The sequence below is a fragment of the Agrobacterium sp. 16-172Ci genome, from assembly GCF_053522725.1.
In genome coordinates, this window is record NZ_JBNWBW010000014.1 from 63,761 (window position 1) to 80,410 (window position 16,650).

A 16,650-nucleotide genomic window follows, 5' to 3' on the forward strand; every position below is an offset into this window, starting at 1 on the left:
TTCGGCACGTCAAGCAAGAAGGTGAGCGATGGGCATTCTCCAGAAATTCTCTCTCGAAAACCGCACCGCCGTCATCACCGGCAGCGGCCGCGGCCTTGGCTTCGAAATCGCCAGCGCCTTTGCCGAAGCGGGCGCCCATGTGTGGCTGACCGGCCGCAATACCGAAACGCTGGAACAGGCGGTCGAAACGCTGCGCACGGCCGGCGCAAAGGCTGATTACGCCGCTTTCGACATCGCCGATACCACAGCGGGAAGTGCGCTTGTCCGCCGCATAATGGACGAGTTCGGCCACCTCGATATCCTCGTCAACAATGTCGGCGCGCGCGACCGCCGCCCGCTTGCCGAGTTCAGCGACGAGGACGTGCTGGAACTGATCCGCACCGATCTCACCTCCTCCATCTCTCTGTCGCGGGATGCCGCGGAGGCCATGAACGCCAATGGTTACGGCCGCATCATCACCATCACCTCCATTCTCGGCCATATCGTCCGGCCGGGGGATGCGATCTATCCTGTCGCCAAACAGGGTCTGACCGGGCTGATGCGGGCGATTGCCGTGGAATATGGCGCACGCGGCATTACCAGCAACGCCATCGCACCCGGCATGTTCGCCACCGAAACCAATGCCGCCCTTGCCGAAAATCCTGAGATGGTGGCCTTCGCCAAACTGCGGGTGCCGCTGGAGCGCTGGGGCCGGCCGGATGAGATTGCCGGTGCGGCCCTGTTTCTGGCGAGCGACGCGGCCTCCTTCGTCAACGGCCATGTGCTGACGGTGGATGGCGGCATATCGGTGCGGCTGTGAGAGGCCCGTTGCGGAAAGGCGCTCAATAGGTATGGCGGCACGGCAACGCATCATCCCCGTCAGGCGCGAATATAACCGCTGGGTCGCCAACCAGACGCTGGAAGATTATGCGCTGCGTTTTACCGCCAAGAGCGCCCGGCAATTTTCCTCCAACCGCATTTCCCACACCGCCATCGGCGCGATTTCCTTTCTGGCGCTGGAAGCCATCGGCGGCGCCATCACGCTCTCCTACGGCACCACCAACGCCTTTTACGCCATCCTCGTCGCCGCCATCGCCATGCTGGCCGTCGGCCTGCCGATCAGCCGTTACGCCATCCGCCACGGCGTCGATATCGATCTGCTGACACGCGGCGCAAGCTTCGGTTATATCGGCTCCACCATCACCTCGCTGATTTATGCCGCCTTCACCTTCATGCTCTTCGCCATCGAGGCGTCGATCATGTCCGGCGCGCTGGAACTGGCGCTCGGCATTCCGCTGTGGATCGGCTACATCGTCTCGGCCGTCATGGTCATTCCGCTCGTCACCCATGGCGTTCGGCTCATCAGCCGTTTCCAGATCATCACCCAGCCCTTCTGGATCGTGCTGAACATCCTGCCCTTCGTGTTCATCGCTTTGATGGACTGGGAAAAATACGATCTGTGGCGGGCCTTTGCCGGCATCCACCACGCCTCCGGCCCGCCCGGCACGGTAGCGGATTTCAACCTCGTGGAATTCGGCGCGGCTTCCGCCGTCATTCTGGCGCTGATGTCGCAGATCGGTGAACAGGTGGACTTCCTGCGCTTCCTGCCGGCCGAGGGGCAAAGCCGCCTGCGCCACCGCATTGCAGTTTTCCTGGCGGGCTCGGGCTGGGTCGTGGTTGGCGTGCCGAAGCTGCTCGCTGGCTCCTTCCTCGTGGTGCTCACCTTCAGTTCCGGCGTCTCGGTGGATCGCGCCGCCGATCCGGCGCAGATGTATCTCACCGCCTTCGGTTACATGATCCCCAACGAGACGGCCGCCATGCTGCTGATGGTCGCCTTCGTGGTTGTCTCGCAGCTGAAGATCAACGTCATGAACGCCTATGCGGGTTCGCTCGCCTGGTCGAACTTCTTCTCGCGGCTCACCCACAGCCACCCCGGCCGCGTCGTCTGGCTGGTCTTCAACGTGGCGATCGCGCTGCTTCTAATGGAACTCGGCATTTACCGGCTGCTGGAAGAAACGCTCGGCATCTTTTCGATCATCGCCATGGCGTGGCTCTGCACCATCTCGGCCGATCTTTTCATCAACAAGCCGCTTGGCCTTGCCCCGCCCGGCATCGAATTCAAGCGTGCCCATCTTTACGATATCAACCCCGTCGGCGTCGGCTCCATGGCGCTTTCGGCGACCATTGCGCTGATGGCGCATTTCGGCGCCTTCGGGCCGCTCGCCGCATCGCTCGCGCCCTATCTGACGCTGATCGTCGCTTTCATCGCCTCGCCGCTGATTGCCTGGGGCACGAAAGGCAGGTTCTATCTGGCCCGCAAACCGCGCCAGAAATGGCGTGAAGAAAGCAGCATCACCTGCTCCATCTGCGAACACCCTTTCGAGCCGGAAGACATGGCCTGGTGTCCCGCCTATGCCGCGCCGATCTGTTCGCTCTGCTGCTCGCTGGACAGCCGCTGCCATGACATGTGCAAGCCGAAGGCGAAGCTCAACTATCAGGTCGCCACCGTCGCGAAATCTTTCCTGCCGGATCAGCTGGTGGCGAAGCTTGCCACCCGGCTCGGCCGCTACGGCATGGCGGCGGCGATTGCCGTCACCGCCATCGGCGGCATATTGGCGATGATCGCCCATCAGGTCGGCACCGCCTCGCCGGAAACGGCCGATGTGGTGAACCGCACCATCCTCATCGTGTTTTTCGTCTTCGCCGTCATCGCCGGCATCGTCTGCTGGTTCCTCGTGCTTGCCCATGACAGCCGGGTTGTGGCGGAAGAGGAATCCTCGCGCCAGAACACATTGCTGCTCAAGGAAATCGCCGCCCACAAGAAAACCGACGCCGCGCTTCAGGACGCCAAGGAAACCGCTGAGGCCGCCAACCGCGCCAAGAGCCGTTATGTGGTGGGCCTCAGCCATGAACTCCGCACCCCGCTCAATGCGGTTCTGGGTTATGCCCAGATTCTCGAACGCGACGATACCATTCCCCCGCCCCGGCAATCGGCGATCAAGGTCATCCGCCGCTCGGCCGATCACCTGTCAGGCCTGATCGACGGGCTTCTCGATATCTCCAAGATCGAGGCCGGGCGTCTGCAGGTCTATTCCAACGAGATCAATATTCAGGATTTCCTCGACCAGATCGTCGATATGTTCCGCCCGCAGGCGCAGGCCAAGGGGCTGGAATTTCGCCATGACCGGTCGCGGGCCCTGCCGCAATATGTCCGCACCGATGAAAAGCGGCTGCGGCAGATCCTCGTCAACCTCATCTCCAACGCCATCAAGTTCACCGATGAGGGCGCCGTCACCTTCGATGTCGGTTATCGCAGCCAGGTGGCGAGTTTCACCGTCTCCGATACCGGCCGCGGCATTGCCGAAAAGGACCTCGCCCGCATCTACGAGCCGTTCCAGCGCGGCGAGGCAGACAGCGTGCGACCCATGCCGGGCCTCGGCCTTGGCCTCACCATCACAAGGCTCCTCACCAACACGCTTGGCGGCGAAATTTCCGTTTCCAGTGCAAAGGATGAAGGCTCCACTTTCCGCGTGCGCCTCATGCTCTCTGCCGTGCACCGGCCAAGCACGGCACCGGCGGCGGAAAAGACCATTCGCTCCTATTCCGGCCCGCGCCGCACCATCGTCGTGGTCGATGACAACGAGGATCATCGCGAGCTGATGCGGCAGGTGCTCTCGCCGCTGGATTTCGTGGTGCTGACGGCGCAAAGCGGGCCGGAATGCCTGACGCTCATCGAAGGCGTGAAGCCGGACCTTTTCCTCATCGATATTTCCATGCCCGGCATGACCGGCTGGCAGCTTGTGACGAAACTGCGTGAAGCCGGCCAGACTGCACCGCTCATCATGCTCTCGGCCAATATCGGCGACGGGACAGTGGCGGGTGCTGGAGAAGACAACCACAATGACGCCATCGCCAAGCCTGTCGATATCCGCCAGCTTTGCGACAGGCTTGCCGTGCATCTCGGTCTGAAATGGATTTACGAGGCGGATATGCCGCCCGCGCCATCGCCGCCGCCCGTGGCGCAGATCGTCCATCCCGGTGCAATTCACATTCAGGATTTGCAGCGGCTCGGCGAAATAGGCTACATACGCGGCATCGAGGCGAAACTCGCCGATCTTGCCCGCAACACGGAAAACCTGCCCTTCACGCAGGAGCTCGGCACCTATGTGCAGGCCTTCGATCTGGCCGGTTACGCGCATTTTCTCAAACGGTTTGCGGATAACGACACGGGAGACGGCAAGGCATGAGCGGTCAGGCGGCGGCAGCCCCGAGAGACATCGTATTGCTGGTGGATGACAGCCCGGAAGCACTGGGATTCCTCACCGACGCGCTGGAACAGTCCGGCTTTTCCGCCCTCATCGCCACCTCCGGCCAGGCCGCGCTCAACATTGCCGAACGCATCACGCCCGATATCATCCTGCTCGACGCCGTCATGCCCGCCATGGACGGTTTCGAGACCTGCCGCCGCCTGAAGGCCAATGCGGCGGTGGCGCAGGTGCCCGTCATCTTCATGACCGGACTGACGGAAACAGAACATGTGGTGCGGGCACTCGAATCCGGCGGCGTCGATTATCTGACCAAGCCGATCAATATAGACGAGCTGCGCGCCCGCATCCGCGTGCACCTTTCCAATGCCCGCTCGGCCCAAAGCGCCCGCGTCGCGCTCGATGCCGCCGGCCGCCACCTGCTCGCCGTGCGCGCCAATGGCGCCATCCACTGGTCGACGCCGCAGGCGACGCGCCTCGTCAACGCCGCCACGGGCCGCGACGACGGCATGGAAATCGTCACCAGCCATATCGGCCGCTGGCTCGCAGAACGGGCGGCGGCGGAAACCGGCCGCGACGTGCCGCTGACGATCACCGAGGCCGGGCGGCCCGCCCTGCAACTGTCTTTCCTCGGCGCGATGGGGCCGGATGAATTCCTCTTCCGCCTCACGGCCGCCAATGAGAAATCCGGCGATCACCTGCTGCGCGAGCATTTTTCCCTCACCGCCCGGGAATCGGAAGTGCTGCTGTGGATCGCGAAGGGCAAATCCAACCGCGATATTGGCGATATCCTCGGCCTTTCCGCGAGAACCGTGAACAAGCATCTGGAGCAGATCTATGTGAAGCTCGGGGTGGAAAACCGGGCATCGGCGGCCGTGAAGGCGGCGCATATTCTGCATCAGGGGTGACGACAGCCATTATTATGGTAGGTTGTCCGACATATTCCGCTTGAGTTCACGACGTCCGCTTATTGGGCGAGCGTCCGCCGCTTGTTTCTTCTCCCCGCCGGGGAGAAGTCCGCGGCAGCGGGATGAGGGGGCTAGCCCTCCGAAATCCGGCAACGTTGCCACCTCATCCGACCCTTCGGGCCACCTTCTCCCCCTCGGGAGAAGAAACAGGCGGCAACGCCGCAACCTATTCCCCCAAACATACCTCGCATCCCCCAACAAGGAGGACGTTCCCATGGACCGTTTCACCATCCTTTCCGGCTGCTCCGGCGGCGGAAAATCCACGCTTCTCGCCGAGCTTGCCCGACGCGGTTTCGCCACCGTGGAAGAACCCGGCCGCCGCATCGTCATCGAAGAAACCCGCAATGGCGGCACGGCCCTGCCGTGGATCGACATCGAAGCCTTTGCCCGCCGCGCCATCGCCATGGCGCTCGAAGACCGGCAAAAAGCCCCACCGGAAGGCCCGGTCTTCTTCGATCGCGGCCTGATCGATGCCGCCTCAGCGCTTCGCCATATAAATGGCGATGCCTTCATCGAGACGCTGGTGGCTGCACACCGCTATAATCGTCTGGTCTTCCTCACCCCGCCATGGCCGGAAATCTACAGGGGCGACAGCGAGCGCAAGCATGGCTTCGATGCGGCGGTCGAGGAATATGAGCGTTTGCTCCGCGACTATGACGAGCTTGGCTACGATATTTCCGTGCTTCCGAAATCCGGCATAGAGGAACGCGCGGACTTTATTCTGACGCGGATCGACTGAGGCGCTCTGGCAAGAGAATGGGCCTCAGCGGTTTTCGAGCAGTTGCGAGACGGTGACAAACTCAAACCCGCGTCGAGACCGCAAACAAAAAGCCCGGCATCGCTGCCGGGCTTCGATAGGGTGTCGCAGAAGGGCTTAGCTGCCCTGCTGGATGTAGGTGAACTTGCCGTCCGGACCCTTCTTCCATTCGTACATGACGTAGCCGGGAAGCTTCGGGTCGCCCTTCTCGTCGAAGGAGATGTCGCCGAGCGCGGTCGGGAAGGTGCCGGACTTCAGGGCCTCGGCAACCTTTTCCGGCTCCACGGAACCGGCGGCCTTCGCCGCACCGGCAATCGCCTGCATCGCGGCATAGGAGTAGAGCGTGTAGGCTTCCGGGTTGAAGCCGGCGGCCTTGAACTTCTCTACCAGTTCCTTGTTTTCCGGGCGCAGCGTCGGATCGGGGCCGAAGGTGTTGAGCGTGCCTTCGACGGCGTCGCCGGCGATGGAAGCAAGTTCGTTCGAGACGATACCGTCGCCCGAAACGAGCTTGGCCTTGAGGCCCTGGTCAGCCGCCTGGCGGATGATGAGGCCGGCTTCGGTGTGCAGGCCGCCCCAGTAAATGATGGAAACGCCGGCTTCCTTCATCTTGGAGATCAGCGCGGAGAAGTCCTTGTCGCCGACGTTGACGCCTTCATACATGACTTCCGTCACGCCGGCGGCATTGGCAGCCTTCTTGGTTTCATCGGCAAGGCCCTGACCGTAAGGCGTCTTGTCGTGAATGATGGCGACCTTGGCGTCCTTGAAATGATCGGCCAGGTACTTGCCGGCAATGCCGCCCTGCTGGTCGTCACGGCCGCAGGTACGGAACGTGTTCCAAAGGCCGCGCTCGGTAAAGACCGGGTTGGTTGCGGCGGGTGTGATTTCGAGAATGCCGTTTTCGGCGTAAACTTCAGAAGCCGGAATGGAAACGCCGGAGTTGAAGTGACCGACAACGAATTTCACGCCGTCAGCGACGAACTTGTTGGCAACCGAAATACCCTGCTTGGGGTCGGATACGTCGTCGCCCAGCACGATCTTGATCTGCTCGCCATTGATACCGCCGGCGGCATTGATGTCTTTCGCGGCCTGTTCGGCACCCTTCTGGATCTGAGCGCCGAAAGCAGCGTTCGGGCCGGTCAGCGGTGCGCCGACAGCGATCACGACATCGGCCCAGGCCGAACCGCCAAACGCGACCATGGCGGTCAGCGCAACAGCGGAAAGAAGAGACTTCTTCATTACTTTACTCCCAGTTCCTTTGGATGGGTTGATTGCAAGGACCTGTTCAGTACCCACCTTCACTGAACAGGAAACTGTTCCACTCTGACGAGCATTGTGCAGCCGGAAAAATCCGCCTGTCAATCTTTCTTCTTGTAGGAAAATGCCGATGTCCGGTCGTAAAGCCAATAGTAGTTATTGACCATCTGGCTTGTCCGGCGCGTGCGGAAACCGACGCTGGAAAAAACCAGAAGAAGAACGACGTCAAACACGTAATAGAAGCCGTTGATGAACGGCCCATTGAACAGCGCGTGATGCAGAAACCGCATCACCACACCCAGAGCGAGCGTATAGATAACCACCCGCGTATAACCGCCCCAGCCATCGGCCACGGACTTGCCCGTGCGCCATGCCGTCCAGAAACCCAGAAGAACAACCAGCGCGCGCAGAACATACCGCACGCCGTTATCCGTTTCGAAAAAAAGGCCCTGCATCTCTTTCCCCATCAGTGCCGGGCAGAAACGCCCTGACCCTGCCTTGTCTGTCGTCCCGTCGTTTTCCCGCCGGGCATTTTATTGTTTGCACCCCGCCATGGATCCTTAGGGTTTGCCGAAAGGACGACAGGCCGCCGTTTGCAGTCTTGCGCCGCAAAATTTCCGGCGCAAGTAAAATCTTTCAGTGTCGTCCGCCTTCGAGATAGGCGGCGCGCACCTGCGGATCGGCGAGCAGTTCCCTGCCCGAACCGCTCATCGTCACCTTGCCGTTGACCATCACATAAGCGCGGTCGGAAAGCTTGAGCGCGGCAAAGGCGTTCTGCTCCACGAGGAAGACGGTCAGCCCCTCTTCCTGGTTGAGTTTCTTGATCGCTTCGAAAATGCCCTTGACGATCAAGGGTGCGAGACCGAGCGACGGCTCGTCCAGCAGCAGGAGCTTCGGCCGTGCCATCAGCGCGCGGCCGATGGAGAGCATCTGCTGCTCACCGCCGGAAAGCGTGCCGCCCCGCTGGCTCTGGCGCTCCTTCAGGCGCGGGAACATCACGAAGATCTTCTCGACGTCTTCCTTGAAATATTTCAGGTTATCGAGATTGGCGCCCATCTGCAGGTTTTCCAGCACCGTCATGCGCGGGAAAATCCGGCGGCCTTCGGGCGACTGGGCAATGCGTTTGCGGGCGATCAGATGGGTCGGCAGCTGGGTAATATCCTCGCCGTCGAAGATCACCTGGCCGGCGCGCGCCTGCGGGCTGCCGCAGATGGTCATCATCAGCGTTGACTTGCCGGCGCCGTTGGCGCCGATCAGGCTGACGATCTCACCCTTTTTGACCTCGACATCGACACCGGCCAGAGCACGGATATTGCCATAATAGGTTTCGACACCCTGGACTTTCAGAAGCGGTTCACCGGACATTAGGCCGCTCCTCCGTCGAGTTCTTCCGCAATCACGTCTTCCACTTCATCATCCTCGACACCCAGATAGGCGGCGATGACCTTCGGGTCGTTCTTCACATGGTCCGGCGTGCCGTCGGAAATCTTCTGGCCATATTCCAGAACCACCACATGGTCGGAAATCTGCATCACCACGGACATGTCGTGCTCGATGAGGAGCAGCGACGTGCCCTCGTCGCGAATGCCGCGCAGGAGCGCGTTGAGCGCCAGCGATTCCTTCGGGTTAAGGCCGGCGGCCGGCTCGTCGAGGCACAGAAGCTCCGGCCCCGTGCACATGGCGCGGGCGATTTCCAGACGGCGCTGCGCACCATAGGGCAAATCGCCGGCCGGATCGTCGGCGCGGTCGATCAGATCGGCCTTTTCAAGCCAGTATTTGGCCTTTTCGATAGAGGCATCCACCGCCCGCCGGTAAGCGGGCAGGCCGAGAAGTCCGAGGATCGTGTAACCCGAGGCCTTCATCAGCGCATTGTGCTGCGCCACCAGCAGGTTTTCCAGAACCGTCAGCCCCGAAAACAGGCGGATGTTCTGGAAGGTGCGCGCCACCTTGGCCTTCTTGGTGATTTCGAAATCCGGCAGGCGCTCGAGAAGATGCGCCTCGCCGCTTTGCTGGCGCATGGTGATCATGCCCATGGTCGGCTTGTAGAAGCCCGTAATGCAGTTGAAGACCGTGGTCTTGCCCGCACCGTTCGGGCCGATCAACGCGGTGATCTCGCCGCGCTTCGCCTCGAAGGAGAAGTCGTTGATGGCCATCAGGCCGCCAAAGCGCATCGAGAGATGTTCGACCTTGAGGATCGTGTCGCCAATCGTATTGGGTGTCATTGTAGTTGTTCCGGAAGCCATCAACCGTGACCTTCCTTGGTAAAGCTGCCGGAGACGGCCTTGCGTTCCTTGAGGAAGGCCGTGGGTTCACGCGAGCCGACGAAGCCGCGCGGCTTGAACAGCATGACGATGACCATGGCAAGGCCGAAGAGCAGCATACGGTAAAGTTCAGGCGTGAAGTCGGGCCCGAAGACATGCTTCAGGAACTCCATTTCACGCAGAAGCTCGGTGCCGCCGACCATGACCAGCGCCGCAATGGCGATACCCGTCAGCGAGCCCATGCCGCCAAGAACGACGATGGCGAGGATAACGGCGGATTCGAGGAACACGAAGCTTTCCGGCGACACGAAACCCTGACGCGCGGCGAAGAAGGAACCGGCAAAACCGCCAAACATCGCGCCCGTCGCAAAGGCGGTGAGCTTGGTGATGACGGTATCGATACCGAGCGAACGGCAGGCGATCTCGTCCTCGCGCAGCGCTTCCCAGGCACGGCCGATTGGCATGCGGCGCAGGCGGATGGTCACATAGGCCGTCAGCATGCAAAGCAGCAGGATCACGTAGAACAGGAAGATCTTGTAATAGGCCGACGACATCGACAGGCCGAAGGCCTTGGCGAAATTGTTCGACGCGCCCACATCGAAGGACCAGATGCCGAAGACGGACGCCTTGGCGATGCCCGAAATACCGAAGGTACCCTTGGTCACATCCGTCCAGTTCAAAAGCACGAGGCGGATGATTTCACCGAAGGCGAGCGTCACGATTGCCAGATAGTCGCCGCGAAGACGAAGAACCGGAAAACCGAGGATGATGCCCCAGAAGCCCGCGAGAATGCCGGCGACCGGCAGGAGCACCCAGAAGGACAGCCCGAAATGGCTGGAGAGCAGCGCATAGGAATAGGCGCCGACCGCATAAAAGGCCACGTAACCGAGATCGAGCAGGCCAGCGAGGCCGACGACGATGTTGAGGCCCCAGGCCAGCATCACATAGATCAGGATCTGGATGCCGAAATTGTCGACGAATTTCAGCGAACCCTGAAAGCCGAACAATTGCACGGCGATAACGGGATAAAGCAGCAGCAGGACCAGCGCCAGCTTCAGGAAGTGCTTGTGAAAAAAGCCCTTCTCTTCGGAAATCTCCAGCACGCCGCTCTTGGCCTTGGCCAGCTTGCGACGATCGAGCGACGGCTTGATGAAGCCGACGACGAGGAAACGGCCGACAGCGGCAATGCCGACGAAGACCGCCAGAAGCCCCCAGCGGGTGCCCCAGATCAGCTGGTTGTTGATATCCTGATAGGTGACGATGCCGACATAAAGAATGAACATGCCGAACGAGATGAGGCCCGCAATCAGGCCCTCCTTCACAGCCGCCGCCATCAGGCTCGGGCTGGAAGCAGCGTTGTCGGAAGCGATATTGGTCATGGGATCACACCTTCTCGACTTCCGGACGACCGAGAATGCCGGTCGGCTTGAAGATCAGCACGAAAGCCAGGATGCCGAATGCCGCGACATCCTTGTAGGCGATGGAGAAATAGGCCGACCACAGCGATTCGATGAGGCCGATCAGCAGACCGCCGAGAACAGCGCCCGGAAGCGAGCCGATGCCGCCGAGAACGGCCGCCGTAAACGCCTTGACGCCGGGAATGAAGCCATCGCTGAAGGAGGCAACGCCGTAATACATGAGATACATGGTGCCCGCGACAGCGGCGAGCGCCGCACCCATGATGAAGGTGATGGAGATCGTCTTGTCGACATCGACGCCAAGCAGTGCCGCCATCTTGCGATCCTGTTCGGTGGCGCGCTGCGCCCGACCGAGCGGGGTCTTGTTGACGATATACCAAAAGGCGAAGAGCAGCACCGAGGTAACGACCATGATGATGAGCTGCTTCAGCGACACGGTAATGGCGCCGAAATGATAGCTTTCCGTCACCATCGACGGGATCGGCTTGTTGCGCGGACCCTGCGTCACCTGGATGAAGTTGGACAGCGCGATCGACATGCCGATGGCCGTGATCAGCGGTGCAAGACGGAAGGAGCCTCTGAGCGGGCGATAGGCGACGCGTTCGATCACCCAGTTCCACAGGCCGGTCATCAGCATGGCGACGACCATCATCAGAAGCAGAAGAAGCGCCACCGGAATGCCGGCGACAAAGGATGTCACGATCAGGAAAACGATCAGCGCGGCAAAGCCGCCGAGCATGAAAATATCGCCGTGGGCGAAGTTGATCATGCCGATGATGCCGTAAACCATCGTATAGCCGATAGCGATGAGGCCGTAGATCGATCCAAGAGTCAGCCCGTTGATGAGCTGCTGGATAAAATACTCCATGTCTTTCCCCCGGGCACGACCTCGAATGGGCCACGCCTCGTTATGTTAATTATAGGGGCGCCCTTGAAGGCAGACCCCCACCCTCAAAATGCATATCGTGTTCGTTAAAAATGTGAAGTCAAAAACGGGCTATCCTGCACAAAATTTGGAATTTCCACATGGACTGCCGCTTTCCCGGTCAAAAGAGCCATGATTTTGGCAGGAAGTGCTGAAAAAATGACGGCCGGATGCTTATTTCAGCATTGTCCGACGCCATTATTTGACGGGCAGCGGGCAAAGGAGTAGCGAAGATCGGAACGGCGATATCCCGCAGACGGGATCAATTGGCAAAGAGATGATCGACATATTGACGAAAGCGGCGCTGGACGCCGGGCAGGCCATCATGGCGGTCCACCGTGCCGGCCCGCATGTGTCGTATAAGGACGACTGTTCGCCGGTGACCGAGGCCGATCAGCGCGCCGAGGCGATCATTCTTGCGGCGCTGGCCGCCCATTTTCCCGACATCCCCGTTGTTGCCGAAGAGGCGGTATCGAGCGGCATCCTGCCGGAAACCGGTGCGGAATTCTTCCTCGTCGACCCGCTGGATGGCACCAAGGAATTCATTTCGGGCAAGGACGATTTCACCGTCAACATCGCGCTCATCCGCAACGGCGTTCCGGTGGCCGGCGTGGTTTACGCCCCCTGCCGCGGACAGGCTTGGACGGGCGAGGACAATGCCGCCGAAAAGCTCGCCATATCAGGCGAAGGCGCCATCCTGTCGCGCCACCCCATCCGCGCGCGCCAGCGCGGCGCCTCCCCCGTGGCGCTGATCAGCCGCTCGCATTGCACGGCGAAAACGGAAGCCTTTGTGGCCGAACACGGGCTGAAGGACTGCATTTCCGTCGGCTCTTCGCTGAAATTCTGCATGCTGGCAGAGGGCGCCGCCGATATCTACCCCCGCTTCAGCCGCACCATGATGTGGGACACGGCCGCCGGCGACGCCGTGCTGCGTGCGGCCGGCGGCAGGACGCTCGATTGCGAGGGCAGGCCGCTTGCATATGCGGTGAGGGGCGATGGCGAGGATGCGCTGGCCAATCCGGATTTCATTGCCGAAGGGGCGATGGCGGTGGAACGCGCGGGGTAACGGGCGCTCGGCGCTTGCTGCGGCCATTGGTGAGCTTCGGCGTTTGCCGCTTCACCCCCCTCTGCCCTGCCGGGCATCTCCCCCTCAAGGGGGGAGATCGACTCGTGGATAGGTCTCGCCTATCACGACGTTTGCAAATGAAGCGGTGGTAGCGCTTCCTGCCGATCTCCCCCCTTGAGGGGGAGATGCCCGGCAGGGCAGAGGGGGGTAAACCGCATACGCCAAGCCCCCCAAAAAATAATCCATCCCCACTCATCCCCACCCCACGCCACCGCCCCACAATGCCCCGCAACGAAACACCGCAGCGCGGAAGGCACATCATGACGGAACAGACGGCGAGACTTCGGCTTCCCTATATCCTCCCCTCGCAGGCACAGAAACACGTCACCCATAACGAAGCCCTGCAAAGGCTGGACGCAATTGTGCAACTGGTCATCAAGGCCGTCATCACCACACCGCCCGATAATGCAGCGGAAGGGGATTGTTTCCTCCTCTCCGCCGATGCTGCGGGCGACTGGGCCGGCAAGGGCGGCAGGCTCGCCTTCCGGCAGGATGGCGCCTGGCTCTCGATCACGCCGCAGCCGGGCTGGACGGCGTGGTTTGCGGACGAGAGCAGATATCGCATCCTGCGCGACGGCAGCTGGCGCGACATGCCGCTGCCGGCCGCCGGCCGGCTGGAAAGGCTGGGCATCGGCACCGAGGCCGACGCCACCAATCGGCTGGCGCTCACCTCCCCCGCCAGCCTCTTCACCCACACCGAAGAAGGCGGCAGCCACCGCATGACGATCAACAAGTCGGGCAAGGGCGATACCGCCTCGCTGCTGTTCCAGTCCGGCTGGAGCGGCCGGGCGGAAATGGGCCTTGCCGGCACTGACGGGTTTTCGATCAAGACCAGCAAGGATGGCGCCTCATGGCACACCGCACTTCTGTGCAGCGGCGACGGCCGGGTCTCGATGCCGAACCGCCCGCTCACTGTTGCCGGCCTGCCGGCGGGCACGACGAAACCCGCCAATGGCGCGGCGGCAGGTTTTTCCGTGCTCTCCATCGCCGAGGGCGGCTTTGCGCTCGGCGATGCGGTGAGCGGCGGCGGGCGTGAACTCGTGGTGCCGGCAAAGGGCCCTTATCTGGCGGCCCTGACGCTCGCCGTGGCCTCCTCTTCCGGCCACCGGGTAACGCTTTTCATCAATGGCGCGGCGGCCAGCTTCGGCATCGCCGGCAATGCGTCGACGTCAGGCACATCGCAGTCGGCAACCTCCATCCTTTCCCTCGATGCCGGCGACCGCCTGCGGCTGCAGCATGAGGGAACGGCGGAATTTACCCAGGGCGGCGGGAAAACGTGTCTTTCGCTTGCGGCACTCTGACGGAAACAACCGATGAGAGAGAAAAATTGGGATTTTTGGAAAATTTTTTCCCGGCAAAATAAGGCGACTCGAACAAATCAGGCGAAACCGTTCAAATTCTTAATAAATTGTCACGAGCTGCTTAGGCAATTTTTAAAGGTACCGGGATAGAGTTCCCGTCATATGGTCTTGAGTTTGTATAGAGTGTCCAATGACCGAAATGATACGCCCACGAGTTAAATATGTCATCGGCCCCGATGGCAGCCCTCTGACGATCGCGGATCTTCCGCCTGCCAATACCCGTCGCTGGGTCATTCGCAGAAAGGCGGAGGTGGTTGCAGCGGTACGCGGTGGACTGTTGAGCCTCGAGGAAGCCTGCGAGCGTTATACGCTCACCGTCGAAGAATTCCTGTCCTGGCAGTCCTCAATTGCCGATCATGGCCTTGCCGGCCTGCGCACCACGCGCATTCAGCAATATCGCCACTAAAACAGTGCGCCAGCGCGAAAACGCGCCCAGACCGAGTTTACAGAACGCCCCGCCGGATTATCGACGGGGTTTTCGGTTTGATTTCGGATCCTCCCTGAGAACTGCCCCACAAAACCGGCGATTGTCGCCGGTTTGTGTCCGCTGCGTTCGCTATCCCGCTGTTTCAATTCGGATGCAAGCCGTTACAGTGGCGACAACCAACAGCAATGCGGAAGGCGCTCATCATGGACATCAAGACAACCGAAACCGGATCGCACGGCGAATATTCGGCGACCATCGACGGCCACAAGGCGGAGATGACCTATTCGCGCACCTCCCCTTCCCTCATCATCATCGATCATACCGGCGTGCCCGATGCGCTGCGCGGCAAAGGCGTCGGCCAGGCGCTCGCCGCCCATGCGATCGATGAAGCCCGCAAGGGCGGCTGGAAAATCATTCCGCTCTGCCCGTTCTTCAAGGCCCAGACATTACGCCATGCCGAATGGGCGGATGTAATTCAGGGGTAAGGGCGCTTTATCTTCTGTCTGAGGGCAGAATAATCGCAAGCGTCGCGGCATGTTTCTTCTCCCCGCCGGGGAGAAGAAACATGCAACCGTTCCAAATCGTAAAACAGGTCAATCCGGTTTTTCACGCCACCTTCAATGGCGGCGTCCCGGCATGCATGCTCCGGCGGACTTCTTCACGGAATTCGAGCGTATCCTTTGCGCCGTGCACAGCCACGGCGTGTTGCACGGCCGCTTCCATAAGCTCCTCCGGAGAATCGGCGGAGATGGCGACGGTGCATCTGCTGTCACTGGGGAATTCGCGGCAATCGATATATTGGCGGGCCATTTTTTCCTCCCTGCAAGTGCCGCCCGCACCCGCACGGGGCGCGTGCGCGTAAAAGCCTCCGGCTCACGGTCGGAACCCCCGTAAAATACGCCTTTCCCCACCTCCGGACAATCGAAATCAGGCCTGACCATCCCGGCGGGAAACACCGGCGACGCGGCAAAACAAAAGGCCGCCCTTAAGGAGCGGCCTTTCGAAAAATGCATGGCGTCCCGTCATTGAAAGCCGCCTCCTGATCCACCGGCAGCCGTCAATGAGGACGATCTTCGTAATTTCCTGCGCCTATAGATCAGGCGCGGGCGCGGATGGCTCCGTCGCGGTTTTCCAGTGCGGCGGCCTTTTCATATTCGGCCTGCACTTCTTCCAGCGAAGCTTCGGCCGCTTCCTGCTGGGCCTTCAGCTCACGGATCGAGACCTGAAGATTATCCGCCCGCTGGCGCGCGGCCTTGGCGAAGGTCGGATAGGCGAAATGCGTCGGATCGGTAATGCCCGACTTGCTTTCTTCCAGAGATATCTGATGCACCAGTTCCTTTGCCATCCGCTCGAACTCGGACATCATCTGCTGCAGCTGGTTAAGCTGCCGGCGTTTTTCATTGACCTGAAATTCCTTCAGGCGAACCAGGCTGTCACGCGACTTCATACGCAATACTCCATGGATAGCGAGACCCGGATCAAAAAGGCACTATGCCACCCTGATCGGCCCGTTTAACCCGCCCGTTTTTCCGTAAGGGTTGACCCCTGTCCCGGAATGATTCCCAAAAGTTACCCGACGTTAATAAAAAACCGCCGTCGTTAACCTTTCGTTTACGGGCATCGTTAATGATAACGACGATCATTTAAGGGTCGGTAAATGCCAGGTCCAAAAAAATGGACCCGACGATGTAAGAGTCGATTGAATCACTTAACGGGATTTCCTCACGTTAAGCTTCAATTTTGGCGATGGTGGATTCACGTGCAAAAACAGCGAAATGCCTACTTTGCTTAATAAATTCGATACACCTTGCCAAAGGCAATTAGAATTTGTTAACCATTTGGTGGCAGCCTGCAAATCAGGCAACGTCTGGATCCGCATCGCGCGAGGCAATGATTTACCGGTTCGCGG

16 protein-coding genes are annotated in these 16,650 nt (G+C 60.6%); 8 read left to right on the plus strand and 8 right to left on the minus strand.

Going from position 1 to position 16,650, the window contains the following annotated elements:
• The first annotated feature begins 28 nt into the window (after positions 1-28).
• The 4 genes from ACQZ40_RS14230 (at position 29) to ACQZ40_RS14245 (ending at position 5,951) form a co-directional block, all read left to right on the plus strand.
• Complete coding sequence (locus ACQZ40_RS14230; RefSeq protein ID WP_448748196.1) at positions 29-799, plus strand: SDR family oxidoreductase; 771 nt, start codon at positions 29-31, stop codon at positions 797-799.
• 31 nt (positions 800-830) lie between these two features.
• Positions 831-4,226, plus strand: a complete 3,396-nt coding sequence (locus ACQZ40_RS14235; protein WP_448748197.1) for a hybrid sensor histidine kinase/response regulator — start codon at positions 831-833, stop codon at positions 4,224-4,226.
• Positions 4,223-5,152: a response regulator gene (locus ACQZ40_RS14240; protein WP_065656763.1), complete on the plus strand. Its 930-nt coding sequence runs from the start codon at positions 4,223-4,225 to the stop codon at positions 5,150-5,152. The genes ACQZ40_RS14235 and ACQZ40_RS14240 overlap by 4 nt, the downstream gene beginning before the upstream one ends.
• A gap of 274 nt (positions 5,153-5,426) precedes the next feature.
• Complete coding sequence (locus ACQZ40_RS14245) at positions 5,427-5,951, plus strand: AAA family ATPase (protein WP_448748198.1); 525 nt, start codon at positions 5,427-5,429, stop codon at positions 5,949-5,951.
• A 135-nt stretch (positions 5,952-6,086) separates the two neighbouring features.
• Here the strand turns inward: ACQZ40_RS14245 and ACQZ40_RS14250 are convergent, their stop codons facing one another.
• From ACQZ40_RS14250 to ACQZ40_RS14275, 6 genes are all read right to left on the minus strand, one after another.
• On the minus strand, positions 6,087-7,205 hold the full coding sequence (locus ACQZ40_RS14250) for a branched-chain amino acid ABC transporter substrate-binding protein (protein ID WP_004430064.1): 1,119 nt from the start codon (positions 7,203-7,205) through the stop codon (positions 6,087-6,089).
• A gap of 119 nt (positions 7,206-7,324) precedes the next feature.
• Positions 7,325-7,678 (minus strand): DUF6867 family protein, encoded by a 354-nt coding sequence (locus ACQZ40_RS14255; RefSeq protein ID WP_003522917.1) that lies wholly within the window; start codon positions 7,676-7,678, stop codon positions 7,325-7,327.
• Between the two features lie 181 nt (positions 7,679-7,859).
• Positions 7,860-8,588: an ABC transporter ATP-binding protein gene (locus ACQZ40_RS14260; RefSeq protein ID WP_125145471.1), complete on the minus strand. Its 729-nt coding sequence runs from the start codon at positions 8,586-8,588 to the stop codon at positions 7,860-7,862.
• Positions 8,588-9,466, minus strand: a complete 879-nt coding sequence (locus tag ACQZ40_RS14265; RefSeq protein ID WP_065656760.1) for an ABC transporter ATP-binding protein — start codon at positions 9,464-9,466, stop codon at positions 8,588-8,590. The genes ACQZ40_RS14260 and ACQZ40_RS14265 overlap by 1 nt, the downstream gene beginning before the upstream one ends.
• Complete coding sequence (livM, locus tag ACQZ40_RS14270; protein WP_371259707.1) at positions 9,466-10,818, minus strand: high-affinity branched-chain amino acid ABC transporter permease LivM; 1,353 nt, start codon at positions 10,816-10,818, stop codon at positions 9,466-9,468. The genes ACQZ40_RS14265 and livM overlap by 1 nt, the downstream gene beginning before the upstream one ends.
• A gap of 49 nt (positions 10,819-10,867) precedes the next feature.
• A complete protein-coding gene (locus ACQZ40_RS14275) occupies positions 10,868-11,770 on the minus strand; it encodes a branched-chain amino acid ABC transporter permease (RefSeq protein WP_004430050.1) in 903 nt (300 codons plus the stop codon).
• Positions 11,771-12,104: 334 nt separating this feature from the next.
• Here ACQZ40_RS14275 and cysQ point away from each other — a divergent pair, with 334 nt between their 5' ends.
• The 4 genes from cysQ to ACQZ40_RS14295 all read left to right on the plus strand — a co-directional run bounded on the left by cysQ (position 12,105) and on the right by ACQZ40_RS14295 (position 15,226).
• Positions 12,105-12,893, plus strand: a complete 789-nt coding sequence (cysQ, locus tag ACQZ40_RS14280; protein WP_080856717.1) for a 3'(2'),5'-bisphosphate nucleotidase CysQ — start codon at positions 12,105-12,107, stop codon at positions 12,891-12,893.
• Positions 12,894-13,213: 320 nt separating this feature from the next.
• Positions 13,214-14,254: a DUF2793 domain-containing protein gene (locus ACQZ40_RS14285; protein ID WP_448748199.1), complete on the plus strand. Its 1,041-nt coding sequence runs from the start codon at positions 13,214-13,216 to the stop codon at positions 14,252-14,254.
• Positions 14,255-14,444: 190 nt separating this feature from the next.
• Positions 14,445-14,720: a CtrA inhibitor SciP gene (gene sciP / locus ACQZ40_RS14290; RefSeq protein WP_003491799.1), complete on the plus strand. Its 276-nt coding sequence runs from the start codon at positions 14,445-14,447 to the stop codon at positions 14,718-14,720.
• Between the two features lie 224 nt (positions 14,721-14,944).
• The gene (locus ACQZ40_RS14295) at positions 14,945-15,226 is read left to right on the plus strand and encodes a GNAT family N-acetyltransferase (protein WP_003522924.1); all 282 of its coding nucleotides are present in this window, start codon (positions 14,945-14,947) and stop codon (positions 15,224-15,226) included.
• 121 nt (positions 15,227-15,347) lie between these two features.
• Here the strand turns inward: ACQZ40_RS14295 and ACQZ40_RS14300 are convergent, their stop codons facing one another.
• Positions 15,348-15,551, minus strand: coding sequence for a DUF1059 domain-containing protein (locus tag ACQZ40_RS14300; RefSeq protein WP_003522925.1), 204 nt, complete (start codon positions 15,549-15,551; stop codon positions 15,348-15,350).
• 286 nt (positions 15,552-15,837) lie between these two features.
• Positions 15,838-16,188 carry a flagellar export protein FliJ gene (locus ACQZ40_RS14305; protein WP_003491821.1) on the minus strand — a complete coding sequence of 117 codons (351 nt, stop codon included), beginning with the start codon at positions 16,186-16,188 and terminating at the stop codon, positions 15,838-15,840.
• Positions 16,189-16,650 lie beyond the last annotated feature (462 nt).